Below are 20,052 nucleotides of genomic sequence, written 5' to 3' on the forward strand. Positions count from 1 at the left end.
AAGTACCCCACCATTTTTTTAGAGTTAACTCACAATAGTATTTTAAAAGGTCAGACACTTAAAAGTATAAAAGTATAAAAGTATAAAAGTATAAAAGTATTCTGACCTTATCAATTCATAAACAGACGTAGATTATCAGCCTCGTAATGTAATATGTAACTATTTGCTTATGATTGGTACGCCTTATTTAAACAAGTAAATTTTGCCAAGGCCCCAATATCTCATCTCATTTACTGTTAACGTTTTCCCTCCGTTAGATAATCGACCCATAGCTCCACGAGAACCATTACCTCCATCAATAGCAAAGGGTATGCCATCAATTGGCGCAACTCCCGTCCAAAGAGCACTACCATCCCTAGTACTTTGGATTCCAATTATAAATCCAGTAACTGATTCAGGTAATGTATGAGAAGAATCCCCTGCCCCCTTACCATCATATATTTGAACCATTGATAATTTTTTATATGATGGCAGCGTATTAATTTTATTATCAATTTCTTTTCTGTTGTACGTTTCAGATTTAGTATAACTATCACCTTTAACGGCATAATTCCCTGCTGGGGCATAATTACCAGCAGGCTGATAGCTTCCTTTTGGCTGATACCGTGTATCCCCTTCGGCCTTCGTATAGCTTTCACCTTTAAGTGCGTAATTACCTGCGGGAGCATAGCTGCCTTTCGGTTGGTACTTGGTATCAGACTCTGATTTAGAATAGCTGTAACCTGCCGCTTGATAACTACCTTTAGGTTGATATTTACCATCGGATTCCGCCTTGGAGTAACTATCCCCTTTTAAGGCGTAATCTCCTGAGGGCTGATAACTGCCTTTTGGCTGATATCGTGTATCCCCTTCGGCCTTCGTATAGCTCTCGCCTTTAAGTGCATAGTTGCCTGCGGGGGCATAATTACCTTTGGGTTGGTAATTGGTATCAGACTCCGCTTTTGAATAGCTATAGCCCGCCGCTTGATAGCTACCTTTGGGCTGATACTTACTATCAGTTTCAGCCTTGGTATAACTATCTCCTTTTAAGGCATAATCCCCTGATGGCTGATAACTCCCCTTAGCTTGATACCGTGTATCCCCTTCGGCTTTCGTGTAGCTTTCACCTTTAAGTGCGTAGTTGCCTGCGGGGGCATAGTTACCTTTGGGTTGATAATTGGTGTCAGATTCGGCTTTAGAGTAGCTGTAACCAGCAGGCTGATAGTTGCCTAATGGCTGAAAACGCTTGTCAGACTCCGTTTTGGTATAAACATTGATATCACCGGCGCTTAAATCGGCTTTCAGTTCCTGCCATGCTGTACCTGCGACAGGTTCAGCATTGTTATTTTCAATCTTCGACTGCCACGTTTTGTTTTTATGATAAACAATCGCGCGGATTGGGTATGGCTTGCCTTCTGCTGCCCACTTAGGAAAACCAAAGCTCTGCAACTCGCCAATGGCTTGCGTGATATCGTGAAATATCCCGTTCATCTTCTCACGTTCGATATCTTTCGCGGCCGGATCAGTTTGTTGGTCACGCTCATAATCGTAACTATAGCCTTGCGTGTAAGACACTGCGCCATCGGCTTGCACATCATCAGGAATAGAAGTCCTGTCCCCTTGTGTTGCAAAGGGGATTTTAAAGATTTTTGTCATGAGTTTTAAGCTCCGAAATTACTGCTAAGGAAGTTTTTACGATGTTGACCGTGACCGAAGGCTTTTTTGGTCACGATACTGTATTTGACACCCACACCCGATGGGCGAGGCATAAGATCAAAGTTTTCAAGAAGAACCCGTAAACGTTCGTCCGGGTTGAAATTAAACACATAATACAGATAAGTCATATCAAGCGGATCAAGCACAAACACCTTGCTGTCCGCTTGCCAAAAGAACCGTTTAAGAAATTCGTTAATATTGGTGACCGTTGGGCTTTGCGTGAGGTTAAAATAGCGCATACGCACGATGAGACGTTTTTGGTCGACCGTCAGCGATAAGGTGTAATCGGCATTACGTCGAAAGTTGGCTTTAAAATTAGCGTTCTTTTTACCGAAACCAAAGCCGATTTTCGTTTTATCGCTAGGTGGGACATCAATCCCCAACGGCACATCGAGTATGCGCGCCCAAATATTTAACCCAAACTCGTTCGCAGTATCGATATTAAACACATCACGGTACCAATCACGCCAAAACTGGACGGTGGATTGTTCAAAATAGTCCGCTTTGTATTTGGCTAACGCCTTAAGGTTTGTCGCATCTTCATATTGCCAAAGGATCGCCTTTAATAAATCAGAGTGAAAATCAAATGATTGAATTTTGCTCATACCAGCACCACCTGTACCGCACTGCGTTTGAGCCTTGCCACCTCATTCATTTTGATTTCATAGTTATTTGATGACCAGGCTTTGCCATCGGTTGAAAGCTCGACACGTGTAATAAATAAACGAGGCTCAACAGCATTGATACCGGCTGATATTTCGAAAGGTGATACATCACGCCCCACCACTAAACCGCCCTCACCATCGATATCCCCATTAGCCCATGACTCAACCGCGGCGGGAATAATGGTTTGTGCATCGACGGTAGCTTTTTTCACCGCTACTCGGCAGAACAACACAATTTCTTTCGCCCTATCGAATTTAACGGGATAAATTTGGCCGCTGATAGTTTCCAATACCTCAACCTCTTCACTACCGTTAAAGTCGGCGCCAAGGGTTTTAGTACGTAGTAACGAACGTGCTATAGCCTCTTTATCGCCCCCTTCAACACACACATAAATACTGTGAGGCACTAACGTGATCCCATCAAACATCATCGGTTGGTCTGTGTAATTTTCTCGATACGACAACGAACGTACCCCTTCCAATTCATACAATGCAGAGGTAATCGCCTCCCCCACACTGACGGTGTTTTTGGCTAACGTCTGCTTACGTCGTCGCCTTGATTGTAAGTCTGATTCAGCATCTCGCCCCAACACCGCATTGCTGGGGTTATGAACGGTTTCCCAACCTAATACCGAACTGGCCACTTTATTGAGTTGACCCACACCACACTCAACCGCTCCCGTTTCAATGGCGCGCATATCCCCAGTGACTGAGCCATCTTTGCCGATAATTAAGGTTTTGGTGGTTTCGAATAAATCGCCATTCAGCGTGGCCGCTTGTGACCCCTTAGGGATAATGGTGTCGGCAATACCCGTGAATTTCACCTGTGATAAAAAGGAGTGAGTCGCATCAAAACGCTGCCCGCCCATTAAGGCCCATATTGCATCAAGGAAAATGCCACCGGCTAAATCGGGGTTAATTTGATTGGCCAACTCTGCGTTATTGCGCACAACGGCGTCCCGATTTTCGACCTCCATGGTGATCAATGCGCCTTGCGGGGTTTCGGGGTTAACATCCAGTTGCTGGCCAAAGACATTTTTAAATTCGTTTTCAACGTCATCACGTAAGGTACTGGTATCTGGCACAATCACACCTTGTGATGTGAGATATTGATAATCAGCCATTGAGCGTTATCTCCCCATAAATGGTTTGGATCACCGCGGTATAGTTCAGCGAGTTATCTGCGATTAATGCCGAAAATGACACCACTGATATCACATCATCCAGCTCACGCAGCCGGTCACGAAACGCCGCTTCAAATAACGGAATGTCCGCCTGTCGCCCAAAGGTGGTTTTCCAGTAAGGAATCCCCATATCGAGCTTATGCAACATTTCACCACGGAGTGCTTTGACGTAATGCTCACAACGGTTTTTAGATGCCCGTTCACCACTCACAATCGACAAGTTTCCGTTATTGCCAAGATGGATGTCGTTATTGCTGTTGACATTAAATGTTTTCATACGGGGACTCCTGAATTGCTATTACCACTTTGAATACCGCTGTGTTTATGTGTTGAGCCGATATCTTTACCGTTATGTTTCATCGTGCCCCCGTTTGAATCGCTGTTACCGTTTACAGCCTGATTACCATTCACCGTGACATTGCCGTTAAACGTGGTTTCGGGCACATTGACCTCAAGAACGGGTGAATCTAAAACTGCTTTACCCTCATGCAGCGATAAACACACAGAACCATCCATCGACTGGATCACCAACGCATCGGCGTTTTTTCCATCAATTAGCCAACCTTTGAGCGTATCAGGAAAAAACATCGCATCACTGAAGGTATGTAAACGAGCCGTATTGGGTTCATCCTCTAAGCCGCCACGCTGAAAGATCAAACTAATGTCACGGTCATTGGCTTTGAGCCAACCAAAGTCTCCTGGTTTAATTGGCATACGGATAAAAAAGCCCCCGCCCCCAAAACGAAAAACGGGAATATTCGCTACCGCCGCACGCCCGACTTTTTGCCCTAGTGTCGACACCATCATGACGAGTGGCTTAATAACCGCGCGGTTAGTTTTATCGTCATAACTCACCACCGTCGCGGGGAGCATGTCGTCAATATTCATCAATAGGCTACGAAACGCAGCCATAAACTGCCCTGCCAAGCTGCCTTCGCTAGCAATATCATTATTGGGTTGGTTCATGGTTTACACTCGTTTGCAGGTCGCTTGGTAAAAGAAGGGATCGTCGTGAGAGGCAATGTCGAACTTAAGTTGCTCAATAATATAATCGCCATTCAAGGCGGGATTAAACTGACTTTCAAGGCGTAACATGCCGCCCAATGACGACTCGCTATCAATTAAATAAGTGACATCGACGCCTTTTTCCGTGGCTTTCGGTATCCCTACCATGCCCGATTTTTGGTTAAGAATACGCAAGCGGCCACTTAACGCTTTATCCCGGTCTTTCACATACAGCATGTCATCGTCAATAAACGCTTTCACATTGCCCGCATCTTGCAGCCGTTCCACTTGTTTGAGTGCCGGCCCACAAAAATACCAATTGGCAATATTTTTATCGGTGGCTTGAAAGTCCAATTTAACCCCGCAATCCTGCGCGATATTTTTGGCTAGCTCGCTCATTTTGCTTATGGCACTACCGGACGAAGAAACAATGTCACGCGCGTTTGTATTGTTGGTTTTTGCTTTTAAGGTCAGCGTTACATCGGGCGGTGAGGCGATTTCTGCGCTAACAATATCCCCGACATAAATGCGAAATACCCCCGCACTGGTACGTCCCGCTTCGACAATTAAACGGTGCGGTTGCTTGGCTTGGGTATAAGGGCTGGTTTCGGTCAGCAACATATTGCGTGTTGCGGCATTGAGCCCATCGATATTGACCGTGCATTCATTCTGCAGGGGATTGGCATATTTAGTGCCACTAGCTCGAATTCGCAGCCCCTCATACCACTGCAGCCGACCATTAGCTTCAATGCCTAATCGTATGCGGCGTAAATCAATCATCATCCCCCCACCAAACAAGACTGTGCGATTGGCCAAACTGCGCCCACCATGGCAGCTCATCATTCTCAGTGATAAAGGCAAAATTACCGTTGCCCGATAAATAGCGGTAGGGGATCAGCGGTTGATTGGGCATCACACGAATGCCTTGCAGTAAAACCACATCATTGCGTTTGATATCGCAGCACATTGTTGTTCGTGCCACTTTAATCGTTAGCTCCCACTCATCACCGCCAAGGCTCACGCGCAAGCGTTGATTAGGTACGGTATTTAAAGGGATCTCTTTCATGGGTCACCACCCTAACGTCAATTCACCGTCAGCAATTTTGGTTGCTGCCGATTTTTTCTTTTTGTCCGGCACCGTGGACGTTTGCACTTTCCCGCGATTCACCGTGCTCGATTGCTCTTTTTTTGCCACCTTACGGGGCGGCAGGTTGCCATATTCTGGCTCAACCGTTCGCCACTCACTAAAGTGCAGTGACAATTTAATCGCATCCGCCATTTCAGGAATTTCATCATGATAGAGATTCACCAGCAGCATGGGTTGGTAGGTTTTCACCCGCGTTTGAATACCCACTAACTGGTGTTTATCATAAGTTTGCTGCAGGATTTCAAAGGCACTTTTCATTTCGCCGGCTAAAATTAAATCCATACCAATTTCAACCGGCAGAACCACAACATGGTCACTGCGTGTTTCCCCCGACTCAACGGTAAACTGTGTCGCTTTGTGTTCGTCACGCACGTTGATTTGAATTGGATTGGCCGTTTCAAATAACGTCGAAAAGTTATCGACATTGAAGATTTTCACCTCGGTGATCATTTGCTTACCCCCGAACTGGTTTGATGGGCTAAATCTTGTAGCTGGGATTGCAACGCATCTTTCGTGCCACTCGCCATGCCTTGCGCATCCGTCGCTTGGGTTTCCACTTTGATTTCACCAATCGACAAGTTAGTTTCATTGGTAGTATTGGATTGATTACTAATAGCTTGGCTCGTCATCGGGTTGATTGGATTGTTCGACATGCCGTTAATTTGTTGGCTCAGCCCTTTTACTAACAACGCAGTATCTTCTTCAGATAACTGAGGCTGTTCGGGAATTTGGTGCTCTATCGTACCGTCGGCCGTAACTTTGCGTTCAACCGTTTGAGTCACTTGTGCATCCTCAAAACCAAACCACCCTTTGACCGTGCTCCAACCATTTTTAATCGCATCCAATCCGTCATTAATCCAGCCTAAATACTGTTTGATTTGCGCCCATAACCACTTAAAAATGCCTACAACGGCATCAGAAACCACCGTAAAGACACCTTCAAATTGCTTGCCCCAATCTGCTAAATCCTGAATAAAGCCCGTGAGCCATGCCCATAACTGCTTGCCGCCATCAGCAATAAAGTTAAAGGCAGCCACCGCCACATCGGCGACGACTTGAGACAAAGCCAGGACAAAATCGAAAAAGGCTTTAAACGCTTCCCACACCGCAATAATGACCGCTTTAAGTTCGGGGTATTCATCCAAAATACGCCCTATCATCGAATCATTGCCGTCAATAAAGTTCATGATATCGTCATAAACTAAGGCAAACGCCGCAGCCAGTAAGGCAATAACCGCGATGATCGCCAAAATGGGCCATGTTGCTGCCAAGGTCGCTGCCGCAGCTGATAACATGGCAGGCACATAAAACACCGCAATAGCCGAACCTATTGCAATAAAGAACCCCACAATGAGCGACTTGTTTTCTTTGCAAAAGCTCACAAAGCGGTTAACCCACTCTAGCCCTTTGGTTAAAATCGGGATCACCATTTCTAAGAAGCTGTTTTTCAGTAAGCCTGATGATTGCTTAAAGCCTTGCATGGCTTTGTTGAATTTGATGGATTGTTCAATACTCTCTTTGTTGATGCCTGAGTATTCTTTTTGAATCCCCATCATGCGCTCGAGCTCTTTGCGGCCTTTCATCATCAACTCGACGGTTTTATCATCCGTCACGCCTAGTCCCACAAGTGTTGCCTTGGCTTTATCAAACTTCATACCCTGCACTTTATCTGCAGTCTGAAGCACTTTTTCCATGGTATTTTTCGCAAAACCAAACGATTTGGCCATCGCAGATAAATCCGCTTGCGCCGCATCACGCGTACCGCCCAGTTCAGCCATTGAACCCGCGAAAGCGTCCACATCAGCAGTCGCCACATTGATTTTTTTACCCAACTTATCGAGGGTTTCAATATCCGCCGAACGTGAAATCGATTCCCCCACCAAGGCAGTTGCCCCCATCAATAAGCCAACCGCTCCCAATGCCTTTTTGGCAAACGACATGACCGTATTACCAGCTTGCTGATATTTGGTTTCGGTATTCTCAAGGGCTTTTTGCACGGATTGCTGTGCTTTAATTTCACTGGTCGCCGCTTCAATTCCCTTCACTTTCATGGTGTCCACAAGGCGAATTAATTCATTGTAATTACCTTGCAGTGCCTGAATAATGGCGTTGGACAGTTGCTTTGCGGTGATACCTTGGTGTTCGGCTAACGTGAGGTCGGTGACACCTTGATTAAGTTGAATAACATTTTGCTTTAGTGCCTGGTAGTTTGCATCGAGCTCGCCCAAAACGCCCTGAGTGGATTGCATGCCTGCGTTAGATATTGACCGCTGCGCCTCAAGGTTGGCCATCGAATCTGTTACTGTCTCTAATTGTGTTTTAACCGAGCCAGTTTGGGCAATAACCTCATCTGCATTAGTAACGAAATCAATCGAATGTTCAACCGATAAGCCTTGCACTGATTGGCGTAAGTCTGCCATCACACGTTCAATTTCTGCGGCGCCATCGGCAGTAGTGGTCGGGATTTTTTGCAGCTCGTTAATATACTCACTGACCGAGCCTTTTACCTGTTCTAATGCGGTTTTTTGGTCACCCACCGATAACGAGCCGAGGTCATTTTTTAATTGGGTGATATCAGATTGCAGTGATTGCCCCCAATCCCCTAGCGCATCCCCCGCGGAGGCCAAAGCAGCGTCTGTATTTTGCCGTTGCTCATCCAATGCGCTTAATGATGAGCTCACCGCATCTAACCGAGCCACGATTTGATTTGTCTCAGCACTGACCTCGCTGGCATTGGTGGTGAACTGAATAGCATGTTCGGTCGACAGGCCCTGCAGTGATTGCCAAAGCTCTGTCATTACACTCCCGATGGTCAGTGAACTTTGCTGCGCCGCCTGTTGGGTTTGTTTCATGCCATCGATAATGTCATCGGTCGAACGTTGCACCTTTTTAAATGCCCCATCCGCTTGCCTTGTATCAAACTCAAAGACCTGCACAAAGGTATCCATTAATGACATTAGCGATCCTTTGAAGCCGCAAGGGCTTCGTTATAACGGTTAGTAATGGCAATTTCCCATAGGTCCATTGCTTCTTCTAAATCTATTGAGGTTTTGAGTTCGGTGAAGGTGGCGAGGCGTTCGCTGACGATGACGGCAAAGAACCCATCAGCGTTTTTATAATCGACGGGAGTGAACCGCTTACCTTGCTGAGCAGGAAGTGGAGGAAACCTTGGCTCCCGTCGTTGCCGAAAAAACTGGTGTTATATTTCAACATTTCCAACTCTAAGCGGATCAACGATTCGCCATCAGGCACATGGTTATCAATAAGTGTTTGTGTTTTAAGGGGGATTTCTTCACCGTCGATAGTGACACACACATAGGCCATCATTTTGAGCATGGCCTCTTTGCTGACCTCATAGTCACCAATTTTGGGGGCGTTAGATAACGGGTATTTGGCTAGGATTTCACGCCCGACTGTTGCGGGTAGGCGACTAATAATGAATAGTTTTTCAACGCCATCAACGTCTTTGATAGCGACTTCTTTAGGTTTAATCAACATGGTAAACACCGATAAAAAAGGCGGGAACCCCGCCATAAATTGAAATGAATTAACGAATGCGCGTACTGTCGAAATCCTGAAACACAAAGGTATAGGCTTTGGATTTCAAACGTCCCGCAGAGGCCGCAGAGTTGCCACGGCTGCCATTGGTAATTTTGCCGTTACGCGCCGTGACCGTTGAACCATCACCGTAAGAGGCGACAAAGGTAATGATATCCCCTGCGTGTCGACGCCCTTTTTTCGCGGTATTCGCCTCGAGCAAAATAGACAAGTTTTGGTCTTCTTCGCTACCGGCTAATACGTTGATCGTGACGGTTTGTGGTGTTGGTGTGGACCAGCTCACCAAGTTACCGTTAATGTCCATCCCCGTTTGTGCAATATCGACAGCCGGTAAATCCAGCGGGTCAGCATCGTCAGCAAAGGCGGTAATTAAAATCCCAGTGGGAAAGGTTTTGCTGGCTTGAATGGTAAAACTCAAGCCAGTTGCAGATACATCATGCATGTTCTACTCCTAGACTAAATTATGAGAGCCTTCGACTTTGCGAACCCAATCGCCTTTGCCGTAAATCAGCACGTATTTCATGACATACTCAGGTAAGTCACTTTCACCGGTATTTTCAACAATCTGCGCGTTATACCAATAGCCTTTATCCTGTACGTCATACCAAGCAAGGTCATCGCCAGACGCATCCGCAATAGCAAGCTTTTGCACGTCACTCAGCGTTTTACCGGCTAAAATCGTGCCGTTATTAATCGCTTTGGTGACCGCACCGGCAATCACCATTAACGCGCGTGCCTCACCGTCCTTATTCGCTGGAACGCCCCGTGTGGCCAATAACACGTTAAACCATTGCTGAGCAATATAGGCTTTTAACCATTGCTCATTGGCATGCACACTCATATCCAGTGGATTAGACGAACCACCGCACAAGAAGCCCCGTTGATAGAAACGAATTTGAGAGCCTGCAATCGCGGTTTCACCGTAATAGTTCACGCGCAGCTTATCGAATCGGTCAGCCGCTTTGTCTGTGGTCACTTGCGCAGGGAACGTAACGCCTAATTGACGGAACATGTAGTTTGTCGTGGCATTCGTGCGGTCATAATCCGTCGCCGCCATAACGGCCATGGGTAAGGTTTGAATAAAATAGTTAGTATCCGTTTTGAGGTTTAACCCCACAGAAGCGGTTCCCATCAATGCTGCGCTAAAATCTTCAACCTGCTTTTCGCTCACGCTAATATGCAATTGGTATTTGACGTTTTCACCGGAAACATACTGCGCCAATGGCACGGCTTGCTCTAACGTCAATTCATCCAAGAATGTCGCACTACCAAATGAATCGGAAACCTGCTCTGCTACCATAAACGCTTCAAGTGGTGTTTGTGCAGGGTTACCTTCAGACGCAGTACCGGAAGACAGCCCCATGGCATTCGCCAGCACCGAATATTCAACACTAATGGATGCGCGCTCTTGCACACCGCCACTCAGCTCAAAGGCGCTATCGAGTGAATTAAATGTCAAATAGCTACTGGAGAATTGCGGCTCGCTCTCGGCGTTAAGTTTCGCTTGAATGGTGGACGCAATATCCGCATAGGATTTCGCTTCCGACAAATCAATGTCTTTGTAGCTTTTGGTGACAGTACCAATCGTGACCGAAAGCGTTCCATCCGCAATGATTTTTAAATCCGCTAATGCGGCGGCTTTTGTCCCAAATAGCGTAGGCGCTCGCCCCACAGGCTCATAAGAAGCAATTTGTAGCTCTTTCGGCTTGCTAACGGGTGCGGGGCTAACATAGCTAAAGTATTGTCGTGCAAAGTTAGCTTCGGGAGAATCAACACCTAACAAGTCATCGACCTGACCACTGGCGAACTCTAAAACTTTACCTGCGGGTATTTTGGGGTTAGTGGAAAATAATCGACCGGTTAATTTACGCATCGGAACTGCTGACGCGCCAATGACCGCCGATGCGATATCAACGTATCGAGTTTGTTTAATTGGCATAGTAAAAACCTTATATGCGGTGAATATCAGGATACAACGCGCGGATAGCGGCAGTATCAGGGAGAAGAGCGCGTTTAAACGTCACATTAAAATCAAATGAGGGGTTTTGTTCGTAGTCGCCATGATCATTCAAAAAGTAAGGACGGCGAATGCCAGTTGCACGTTGAACACCAATATTCTGCTTTCGCAACGCGGTAACAAAAGGCAGTGAATTGACGATCATTCTGACAATCGCGGTAATATCACCCGCAGTGTAATTGCCTAAATCGGTAATTAACGCCTGAACTTGGTACGTTTTTTCCGATAACTGGTTTTCTTGGTGATTGGCATTGTTGCCTTGGACATTGTAATGGCGACCTTGCCACCCGTGGCCATTTTCATTAATCGGGAAAAACATCACCATATTATCTTCACGACCTTGCTTGGTGGATTGAAAACCCGCTTTCACAGGGATATCAATACCGACTTCTGTTAGCTGCCGTAATAGCTGTTTGCGGATCGAAATATCAACGTCATTATCCGTCATAGGCCCCTACCTCGATGCAAATCACTGATTTCCAACCGTCCTGCTCATACCAATCCGCGTCCCCCATCACATCGTATTTTTTACCATTAAAAACAAGGTAATCGGGAGACGTACCGCGCTGAATGCCTTTGATATCATGGGAGGTATAAAAACGACGATAAACTGAACTTGAATCAAACCCCATACTTTGGGCATCTTGAGTATCGACGGCTTGCCAACTGCCCCGAATATCCACCGGCTCATGATATTGGTTTTGGTCATGCCCTCGCTCATCGGGCGTTCGGCCTTTAAAACGAAACCACTGGGCTGTTTGCTGAGGAATATAGCGAGAAGCAATACGATGCAAATTACCGAACATTATTTATCCTCCACGACAAAATTGACGGTCTGTAACATCTGCCCTGTGTCGACTAAGGGTTTATCGGTGGATTTCCCTTTGCTGTGACGTCTCGCTCTGGCCTTTATCGTTGAATCATCCAAAGCAGGTGTGGTTACCGCTTTAATGGCCAGTTTCACATCCCCAGCCGCTTTTGCGCCGACTTGGGTTAGCCCATCGGTAACGGAAATATTGCCAGCGGCCGCCGCTTTGGCCACACGGAAAATTAACTGGCCATACTCTACTTTTTTATCGCTCATCGTTGGGCGAAAAAACGAACGGGGAGGAATGCCACCAGCGGGGTAACCTAATTCATGAATGGCGGCAATATAAGCAATTGGTGTGCCATCAGGGTATTTCGAGTGTTCAAAGAAACCCACTTTCAATTGTTTCTTGGCTAACTCATCATAGACTTTTTTCAACTGAGCTAATTTCGTCATTAACGTAACCGCCCCCCTCGCGTGAACCTGCCACCCACACCGCGAAAGGCGGAACGTTCACCGGCTCCACCAATATATTGCGGTACGCTACAACGCTTAATGAGTGCTAAGAACTGTTGGCCATACGTGGTCATTTTGAACCAGTGTGACCAATCAGAACCCGCAGGGGGCGCAGAGAATGACACGCTGACTTTATCGATAGTCACACTAGTCACAACACCGGTTGGGGATTCATCGTCCGCAATCCACTTTCGCAGTGATAGCATATGAGCAACAACCAACATCCACAGTTCGTTAGTGCAAACGCCGCGACAAGGCGAAAAATAGTTCAGGGCAGATTGAGCAATAATATAAATGTCATCATCACTCACACCATTAAATGATGGATAGAGCACACGAAATGACGTTAGGGGAAATGTGCTCGCCTCCATCATTATTTACCCTTTTTGTTATTTTTCGGAACTTCCTGTTTAGCCGCTTCCAAAGATTCCACGGTATCTGGTGCTGATTTATCGCTAGCCTCCATATTGGTAGCCACTTTTTCAGGATCTTCTTTGCGGTTTTCAACACTGATAAACCCGTTTTCTTTGTGTAACTGAAAAACGTGGTTATCTTTAAGCTGGGCGTATTGTTCGTCGCTGATTTCCGTAACGCGCCCACGCGGGGTATACATATGCTTGGTCATGATATTGGCTTGACCCGCAATAAACACTTTACCATCCGTGACCGAATAGTTTTGGTCATTGGATAGCGTGCAATAGACGTAGAGAGACATGGTTTGCTCCAAAAAAAAGCCCTCATTTGAGGGCGTAAAAAAGGAAGTGCTCAGGTTAGATGCCAGTGAGACGGGTAATGGCCCAAGGTCGGGTAACAAAGACACCCGCGGTTGCGTTGGTCGCATCCTCTAAATACCCTTTGATTTGCGCTTGTGAGCCTAGTAATTGGTACTTAACGGGCACCACTTGTAGAATGGTTGCACTGGTTGCGGTTGAACCATCATCGATGGTATCCGCGAACATATACGCCACATCCGCACCACCATTCGCCCCGACAAATTCAGGTGAGAACACAAAGCGCAGGTTTGGATAGTTCTCTTTCGCCCATTGATACACCGTTTCACCACGCGCCACAGGGTTAGCGACATTTAGCGTTGAACGGTAGCCCAGCGGTAACGTCAATGTGATCGCGATATCGTCTTTGATAATCCCGCCTGAACTCATTTCAATGCGCGAGAACATATCGGTAATATCTTGGGTGATATCGGCAAACGTGCCGCCCTTCCATTTTTTCGATGCGGTTTCATAAGCCGGTAGATTCGGCTCATTCATCAAGCCAAATACACGGGTTTCAGGGCTATTAAACCCATAGTAACCAATCCGCTCACGTCCTTGTTCTAAAGATTCAGTCGCTGAATTACGTTTTTCCGCAGCGGCTTCAAACCCAGCTGCAGATTGGCGCGCTTCCTCTAACTTGCCGACTTGAAAACCTTGTTCAAAACGCACGATACCGCGGCGTTCTTGGTCTTGAATGTAAGACGCTAACGGCACATTGGTATGATCACCGTAAAGTTCAGCCTTACCGGTTGGTGTTGCCACGTTCAGAATGATTTCCTCATCGTGCCATTCACCCGCATTCAATACACCGGTGATTTCATCCAACACACGAACACGAGTTGCGGTGCGAATGAGACCAGGAAGAACGTGTTGCAACATTTCACGCTGAATTAACCCACCTTGCATGGCTGAGCCCGTGATCGCGGAGTCCATCGATGCCAAACCACCAAAACCAATTTGCTCAAGTTCGCGATACGTCCACTGTTGGTTAGGTTGGATATTAAGTTGACCATGCTTGCGAATATCGCGGCCGGACATATAAAACTTTTGCTTGCTAACTGGCATTATTCACCTTCCTTTACTGCCGCTGGGTATGGGATTTCCGTTAAGCGAATAACGCTCAAATGGGCTGATTCGCTGGATTCAACGTGACGACTAACAAAACCAATCACGCGGTCGCCAGCTGCAGGAGCGGACTTAGAAGAAAGCGAACCGTCGGTTTCGTCAAAGACAACTGGCGCATTGATTTTACCCACGCCCGCTTTAAGCTCGACATACACCTCACCCATCGTCAAAAACTCACCTTGGGTACCGTTGCGCGCATAGCCCACTTCAATACAGTAAGCCTTAGGGTTAATCATGATCCCCGCAAACGCCCCTTTACCGCCCACTTGCACAGACTCCACAGAATCATCTTTGTAGGTGTAAGCCCGACCGAAAATGTTTTTCTTCTCATCTTCTGAGCTGAGGATCGCCGCTACTGCTCGAATGGGTCCTGCATGACTGATTTCACCCACTACACCAGATGTTAAGCCATGCGCCACTGATTTAGGAATTGCCATTATTTCGCTCCCCATTTATCCATAATTGATTGATTGCTAACCGCAGAGTCCATCGTCACCGTGGCTTTTTGTGAATCCGGCACACGCCCTTGCATCCACGCATCGAGTGCAATGGCTTCATTACCCTTACCGCATTGGATACCGAGCTTATCAACGCCATACTCCGCTACTTGCTGCTTGGTCATGGCGGCATGGTCAAATACGCCAAGGAACGGGGTCAACTTATGAGCTAACGAATCACGCTCGCCGATTTGCTTTAGCAGTGCGCCTGTGTCCATGGTGGGCTTTGATGCTTCCAAACGCTTAATCTTGCGTTTTAAGGATGCAATCTCATCCATTGTGCCGATGCCATTTTTTAAGCGTTTAAGTCGGCGATTTAAGCTATCCGTGGTGGCTTGGTCGAGATGCTCCTTGGCTTCTTCGATAGCTTCAACGGCGGTTTCAATCGCCACCTCGGCAGCTTCTACAGCTTCTGGTGTACCGGTTGTTGCTTCCTCTGCTGCAACTTCAGCGGCTGCCACAGCCTCTTCCGCTTTTTGTTCTTCTTCGGGATTAGCATCAGTAGATTTCTTTTCTTCTTCCGGTTCTTCATCGGTTGAAGGCTTAGTTTGTGCAATCACCTCTGCAATAATGCTTTTCAGCGCAGTGACTTGCTCCGCTGTAAACGCACCTTCATCAGTGGTTTGCTTCTCTTTGTTTTCTTCTTCGTTCATGCGAATAAGTTCCTTTGTGTCGATAGTGATAACGAGGTGATCTTGCACAGCGACGTCAGGGCCAGTTCGCCCTTCATCCACTAATGCGAGGTGATTGCCACGTAAGTGACGTTGAATAACGTCATAGTGTTGGCCTTCATAAATGCCAGAGGTGAATTCATATTTACTGCGATAACCGGGTGAAAGGTCGATTTTTCCGCTGTCGATATTACTGAGCGCCACATCTGAAAAGATTTTGATATTGGCTCTAAGATATGGTGGGTCAAAATACACATTCTCACCAATTACCCCTTGGATGCCTTTTTTCTCCGCTGGGGTCGCGTGCTTGCCTAACATTTCATGTTCAATAATAAATGGGGTGAGTTTGAAAGAGTTGATGGTCTCTTCACTGGCCAGTTCTTCCGGAGGGCGCAATACGCGATAGATTTTATCGGGTACCGGCGCACCAATTTCAGCCCCCAAATAATCAAAAACCCCAACTTTAGAGATGGGGTTATCTGTCACTTCGAGCCAGCCGTTGTTGTCATAGGTTCGTTTTGTCATGTCTCCTCGCCGAAGTCGATTACAGGCGTCCAAAAACATTTGCAATTAGGTAATTGCCCCGGCAATCCGCGTTCACCCGTTCTTGGGTCAATGATGGGTGGGTTATCTAAATCAAAGACTTCACCGTCTAGCTGTAGATGCCACTCTCTAGGTTCAGCGCTGCCACCAGAGTGATGCCAAATAGCCTGACGAATTCCCGCTGATTTCATGCGCTCATAGTTCGCCGCAGTCGTAATTTTTCGCGTTTGGTCAACGGCGATAAAATTAGCTCGGCTCTCTGTCACGCTGCCAGTGTGCCTGATTTCATCTAATAAGGTTTTCGCACCCTCGCCCCCTTGAGAAATAGAGCGTAACGCTGCACTTTCGATACGTTGATGAAACTGGCTAGGGATGGATTTAATTAGGGAAATATTCTCTGCCGTGGCGGCAATCATTCGGTCTTTTAACGCGTCCGGCATGACAGGGGTTTTGATAGTAATACCGCCAGAAAGCTGTTTAAGGGAATCATCTAAATTACGTTGAGCGCCGATGTCCACTTGGGAAACAAACTTATCGGCCATGGCGCTAGACTGCGTATTAAAGATTTTATCCCACTTGCGTTTTAACCGATTGAGCCAAATCCGTGTTTGACTCGCAATGCTGGCATCCACCGTGGCGCCGTCAAAATCCTCCTTCAATTCACTAAATACGTTTTCATAGTCTTTAATCATTGAGCGGATTAACCGTGACATGTCACGTTGATAACGGCTAGATGGCGCTGCTGAATACTGCAGGGGTTTGCCCTTCAATACTGCTTGGCGGGAGGTTGCCCATCTCGCCTTTTTCGTTCGGACTCGTATTCGTCTCGACATAGTCACTCTCATTTACATCAATGCCGTAATAGCTCGACTTTTTATCTGCTGCGAGTTTTTTACGGATATCTAACCCATCAATCGCACCTGTAGCTGCTAGAGCCGAATCCGTTTGAGCCGATTTCAACTCAATATCGGCGCCCTCTGTCGCTGTTGGGCTATCGAGTGGCGCCCACGTCACCGATATTTCAGTCAGTGGTAGCTCTTCGCTACGCATCAACATGTCGTAGTGACGCTGCAAGAGTTCGTCTAGATCGTTCGACTGCACACTTTCCAGCTCTTCACGGTAGTTCGACTCTTCGTAATCACCCGTTGAGTTAAAGCCTTTTGGTGTAGTGCCCAGTAACTTAGTTGCAGGCACGTTTGCCGCCGCTGCGACTAGCTGGTATTGCGTCATAATGGTGGCGTCTAAATCCGCTAGCGAGGTATCAAACTGTTGTGCAACGTCCTCTTTCCCCATCACCTGCACGCCATAGTTATCGCGCATCTCCATAAAATAAAGCATGTTTTCCTGAATGGTGTTCTTATCTGCACCTTCAGGGTCTGCCATACCGATAGTCAATAACCGCTTGGTCATGGCCAGTTGTGGGGCTTCATTGGCTGTCCGTTCTGAAGCATAGACTCGCTCATAGATGCGCTCTGGTACCGAAACACCAAAGTAGTTATAAAGCGGCTTCAGCACATTAGGCACAGGGAACAGCACAAACTTAACAAAGTGCGATTTATGGTATTTACGACCACCAATCACATAATAAGTGGGGTCGTAAAAATCCATGCTAGCAGGGTCTTGGATATTGGAGTCGGTTAAATCAGGCGTTACCCATTGTGGGTCAATTTGCTTGATCCCCTTGTACATTCCTTTGGTCACGCCATCGAGATTAAACGGGTTTTCATACCACTCTTTCGGGTTTGAGGTTTCCACCACAAACAGTGCTAATCGACCACCATACACGCGACCGAAGTGAATCAACTCTTTCATGTGATGCTGTATACGGTACTTTTTATCGCGTTTACGTAGCTTTTTACTGATAGCGCTGTCATCGTCATTATCGCAATCAATATCATACCCTTGGCGAATGGCATCACGAGCAGGCATATTACAGGCCTTATCCACCAACCAATGTTTCGCAATGATGGCGCACATATTGTTGCCAATAAACATTTGTGAGGCATACCAAGCCGCCTGCGATTCCGGCACGCCATAGACTTGCTCGCCTTTAAATGAAGGAACGGAAGTATCAATACTGTCCATCCCCACGCCGTTAATCATCGGTTGCGGTAGAACTAGTCCGTTAAACCCATTCTCTTTTGCTAATGCAGGGTACAAATCTGTGGTAAATGCTGACCGCTTCGGCGGTGCAATCTGCTCTGCAATTTTTCGCCTTTTAAACGGCCACATAGAATTACCTCTTGGTTGTAAAGAAACCGCCTTTTTTCTTCTGGTATAAATCACGTAATGCCTGCGTCATCGCATCCACTGTGTCGTCATGTCCAGCGAATGGGAACGTGGTAATTTCCTCCACGGTTTCTACAATCCACGGGGCAATGTCTTTGTGTGGTAGCCACACGTTACCTGCCTCCCATTCAGCGGTACAGGCATGAGCACGTGCGATTTTACTGCCGTCAGGCTCAACGGGGATTAGTCCTGATACCGATGATTTAAGAGAGTCGATAACTGCAGGGCCATTGGCTTTGTCTTCCACCAGCTTACGGCGCCCTTCTGGGAATTTTTCCGCAAGCAGCTTCACAGCATCTTTAGTTTGAGTAAAGCTCATGCGTTTTCGGATTTGATAGAGCAAATAGGCATTGGCATCTTTCTTGCCCCAAACCTGCCCCACTACATAGTCGGTACCGTCGCTGTCTTTAAAGGTCATATCCCAACTATGAATAACTTTATCGAATTTTTCAGGTAGGTCTTTAGGTAAGTAATAGCGAACAAACTCTTCATGGAATATTTGACCATCACCCGGCTTCGGTGACTGCTGGTACATAGCAGACCAGAAGTAATCACCCAGTATTGCTTTGGTTTCCAACAGCTTATCGATGGGATGAAGTTCAGGTACCAACGCTTCCCCTTGCTCATTAATGGCAGGGAATGCGAGCACCTTGGTTTCAGGGGCTTTTTCTTTTAATTGGCCAGATAAATCATCGGTCGCCCACCGCGTGGCCATGATGATTTCGCCGCTGTTTTTTGATAAGCGAGTCTTAAAGGTCGAAACGTACCAGTTCCATATCGATTTTTTAACCGTTGGACTAAGCGCTTCTTTCGAGTTTTTTATCGGGTCATCAATAATCCCGAGGTCAACTTTCTTACCCGTTAGTGGACCACCCACACCCGCACACACATAGCTGCCTTTGTGATTGGCAATGCCGAACTCGTCAGAGTTACGCTTAACAGCGATGCAATTCTCAGGCTTATTGCCTAACCAGCTCTTAGGAAATAACACACGATATTCAGCCGACATCATAATTCGCTGAACATCGGTGTTCATATCGCCAGCTAAATCAGATGAATACGACAGCGCCCCAACTCGCATGTTAGGGTATTTTCCAAAGAAATAAGCAGGAAGATAGCGGGAAACAATATCAGACTTGCCGTGCTGTGGCGGTGCCCCTAATATTAATTTAGGGCGCTTACCCGCCATCATATCAATCAAGAACTGGTCGAGCGCATCACACACCGTTTGAGAGAAATGGCTCGTGATGTATTCAGGGTTTAAGTATTGAATGAATTCATGCAAACTGCGGCGCGCTATCTCCCTTTCGATCTCTTCATCAAATAAGCTGAAATCGATGTTCATAGCCACACCTAAAATGGAATAAATAGCCCTTTCACCTCAAAATGATGGTGAAATGGAAAGTGAGTTTTTGATAACAAATTAGCAACGAATAAAAAGCCTAAATTCAGGAAGAAGATTTAGACTTTTATCGGTTTGAGGTGACATTTTAATTGAGTTGAAAAGTCGCAGGGCATGTAAGGACCATTATGTTAAATAAAGGCGATAAAGAAGAAAT

The 20,052-nt window shown here is 46.6% G+C and carries 23 protein-coding genes; all 23 read right to left on the reverse strand.

The genetic code is table 11. The features are described from left to right. Positions 1-183: 183 nt before the first annotated feature. The 23 genes from OQV04_RS18340 to terL all read right to left on the reverse strand — a co-directional run bounded on the left by OQV04_RS18340 (position 184) and on the right by terL (position 19,838). The gene (locus tag OQV04_RS18340; RefSeq protein WP_332642484.1) at positions 184-1,635 is read right to left on the reverse strand and encodes a hypothetical protein; all 1,452 of its coding nucleotides are present in this window, start codon (positions 1,633-1,635) and stop codon (positions 184-186) included. Between the two features lie 5 nt (positions 1,636-1,640). Beyond that, complete coding sequence (locus OQV04_RS18345; protein WP_332642485.1) at positions 1,641-2,300, reverse strand: DUF2612 domain-containing protein; 660 nt, start codon at positions 2,298-2,300, stop codon at positions 1,641-1,643. After that, on the reverse strand, positions 2,297-3,484 hold the full coding sequence (locus OQV04_RS18350; protein ID WP_105881044.1) for a baseplate J/gp47 family protein: 1,188 nt from the start codon (positions 3,482-3,484) through the stop codon (positions 2,297-2,299). Before OQV04_RS18350 ends, OQV04_RS18345 begins: the two co-directional genes overlap by 4 nt. Then, on the reverse strand, positions 3,477-3,821 hold the full coding sequence (locus OQV04_RS18355) for a hypothetical protein (protein WP_105881045.1): 345 nt from the start codon (positions 3,819-3,821) through the stop codon (positions 3,477-3,479). The genes OQV04_RS18350 and OQV04_RS18355 overlap by 8 nt, the downstream gene beginning before the upstream one ends. Next, the gene (locus tag OQV04_RS18360) at positions 3,818-4,510 is read right to left on the reverse strand and encodes a Gp138 family membrane-puncturing spike protein (protein WP_332642492.1); all 693 of its coding nucleotides are present in this window, start codon (positions 4,508-4,510) and stop codon (positions 3,818-3,820) included. The genes OQV04_RS18355 and OQV04_RS18360 overlap by 4 nt, the downstream gene beginning before the upstream one ends. Positions 4,511-4,513: 3 nt before the next feature. Next, complete coding sequence (locus tag OQV04_RS18365; protein WP_105881047.1) at positions 4,514-5,329, reverse strand: baseplate hub protein; 816 nt, start codon at positions 5,327-5,329, stop codon at positions 4,514-4,516. After that, positions 5,322-5,615 (reverse strand): phage baseplate plug family protein, encoded by a 294-nt coding sequence (locus OQV04_RS18370; RefSeq protein ID WP_105881048.1) that lies wholly within the window; start codon positions 5,613-5,615, stop codon positions 5,322-5,324. The genes OQV04_RS18365 and OQV04_RS18370 overlap by 8 nt, the downstream gene beginning before the upstream one ends. A gap of 3 nt (positions 5,616-5,618) precedes the next feature. Beyond that, on the reverse strand, positions 5,619-6,146 hold the full coding sequence (locus OQV04_RS18375) for a phage baseplate protein (protein WP_105881049.1): 528 nt from the start codon (positions 6,144-6,146) through the stop codon (positions 5,619-5,621). Continuing rightward, positions 6,143-8,653, reverse strand: a complete 2,511-nt coding sequence (locus tag OQV04_RS18380; RefSeq protein WP_332642495.1) for a hypothetical protein — start codon at positions 8,651-8,653, stop codon at positions 6,143-6,145. Before OQV04_RS18380 ends, OQV04_RS18375 begins: the two co-directional genes overlap by 4 nt. An 82-nt stretch (positions 8,654-8,735) precedes the next feature. Beyond that, complete coding sequence (locus OQV04_RS18385) at positions 8,736-9,194, reverse strand: hypothetical protein (RefSeq protein WP_206082540.1); 459 nt, start codon at positions 9,192-9,194, stop codon at positions 8,736-8,738. A gap of 49 nt (positions 9,195-9,243) precedes the next feature. Further along, positions 9,244-9,696 carry a phage tail fiber protein gene (locus tag OQV04_RS18390; protein ID WP_068445366.1) on the reverse strand — a complete coding sequence of 151 codons (453 nt, stop codon included), beginning with the start codon at positions 9,694-9,696 and terminating at the stop codon, positions 9,244-9,246. Positions 9,697-9,705: 9 nt separating this feature from the next. Next, the gene (locus OQV04_RS18395; protein ID WP_131680589.1) at positions 9,706-11,193 is read right to left on the reverse strand and encodes a DUF3383 domain-containing protein; all 1,488 of its coding nucleotides are present in this window, start codon (positions 11,191-11,193) and stop codon (positions 9,706-9,708) included. 10 nt (positions 11,194-11,203) lie between these two features. Continuing rightward, positions 11,204-11,719, reverse strand: a complete 516-nt coding sequence (locus OQV04_RS18400) for a phage gateway protein (RefSeq protein ID WP_206082541.1) — start codon at positions 11,717-11,719, stop codon at positions 11,204-11,206. After that, entirely contained in the window at positions 11,709-12,077 is a 369-nt protein-coding gene (locus OQV04_RS18405; protein ID WP_105881052.1) for a phage collar protein, read from the reverse strand. Before OQV04_RS18405 ends, OQV04_RS18400 begins: the two co-directional genes overlap by 11 nt. After that, positions 12,077-12,535 carry a hypothetical protein gene (locus tag OQV04_RS18410; RefSeq protein WP_105881053.1) on the reverse strand — a complete coding sequence of 153 codons (459 nt, stop codon included), beginning with the start codon at positions 12,533-12,535 and terminating at the stop codon, positions 12,077-12,079. The genes OQV04_RS18405 and OQV04_RS18410 overlap by 1 nt, the downstream gene beginning before the upstream one ends. Then, positions 12,535-12,966, reverse strand: a complete 432-nt coding sequence (locus OQV04_RS18415; RefSeq protein ID WP_080972721.1) for a DUF4054 domain-containing protein — start codon at positions 12,964-12,966, stop codon at positions 12,535-12,537. The genes OQV04_RS18410 and OQV04_RS18415 overlap by 1 nt, the downstream gene beginning before the upstream one ends. A 2-nt stretch (positions 12,967-12,968) precedes the next feature. Continuing rightward, positions 12,969-13,310 (reverse strand): hypothetical protein, encoded by a 342-nt coding sequence (locus OQV04_RS18420; protein WP_166264726.1) that lies wholly within the window; start codon positions 13,308-13,310, stop codon positions 12,969-12,971. Positions 13,311-13,365: 55 nt separating this feature from the next. Beyond that, positions 13,366-14,433 (reverse strand): major capsid family protein, encoded by a 1,068-nt coding sequence (locus OQV04_RS18425; RefSeq protein WP_332642515.1) that lies wholly within the window; start codon positions 14,431-14,433, stop codon positions 13,366-13,368. Continuing rightward, entirely contained in the window at positions 14,433-14,930 is a 498-nt protein-coding gene (locus OQV04_RS18430; protein ID WP_332642518.1) for a structural cement protein Gp24, read from the reverse strand. Before OQV04_RS18430 ends, OQV04_RS18425 begins: the two co-directional genes overlap by 1 nt. Next, positions 14,930-16,186: a DUF2213 domain-containing protein gene (locus tag OQV04_RS18435; protein ID WP_166264725.1), complete on the reverse strand. Its 1,257-nt coding sequence runs from the start codon at positions 16,184-16,186 to the stop codon at positions 14,930-14,932. The genes OQV04_RS18430 and OQV04_RS18435 overlap by 1 nt, the downstream gene beginning before the upstream one ends. Next, positions 16,183-16,896 carry a phage head morphogenesis protein gene (locus OQV04_RS18440; RefSeq protein ID WP_166265012.1) on the reverse strand — a complete coding sequence of 238 codons (714 nt, stop codon included), beginning with the start codon at positions 16,894-16,896 and terminating at the stop codon, positions 16,183-16,185. The genes OQV04_RS18435 and OQV04_RS18440 overlap by 4 nt, the downstream gene beginning before the upstream one ends. A 37-nt stretch (positions 16,897-16,933) precedes the next feature. After that, positions 16,934-18,436 carry a phage portal protein gene (locus OQV04_RS18445; RefSeq protein WP_332642523.1) on the reverse strand — a complete coding sequence of 501 codons (1,503 nt, stop codon included), beginning with the start codon at positions 18,434-18,436 and terminating at the stop codon, positions 16,934-16,936. Between the two features lie 4 nt (positions 18,437-18,440). Further along, positions 18,441-19,838 (reverse strand): phage terminase large subunit, encoded by a 1,398-nt coding sequence (gene terL / locus OQV04_RS18450; RefSeq protein WP_131680597.1) that lies wholly within the window; start codon positions 19,836-19,838, stop codon positions 18,441-18,443. Positions 19,839-20,052 lie beyond the last annotated feature (214 nt).

The sequence above is a fragment of the Escherichia sp. Lx600-2 genome, from assembly GCF_036662595.1.
GTDB lineage: Bacteria > Pseudomonadota > Gammaproteobacteria > Enterobacterales > Enterobacteriaceae > Escherichia > Escherichia coli.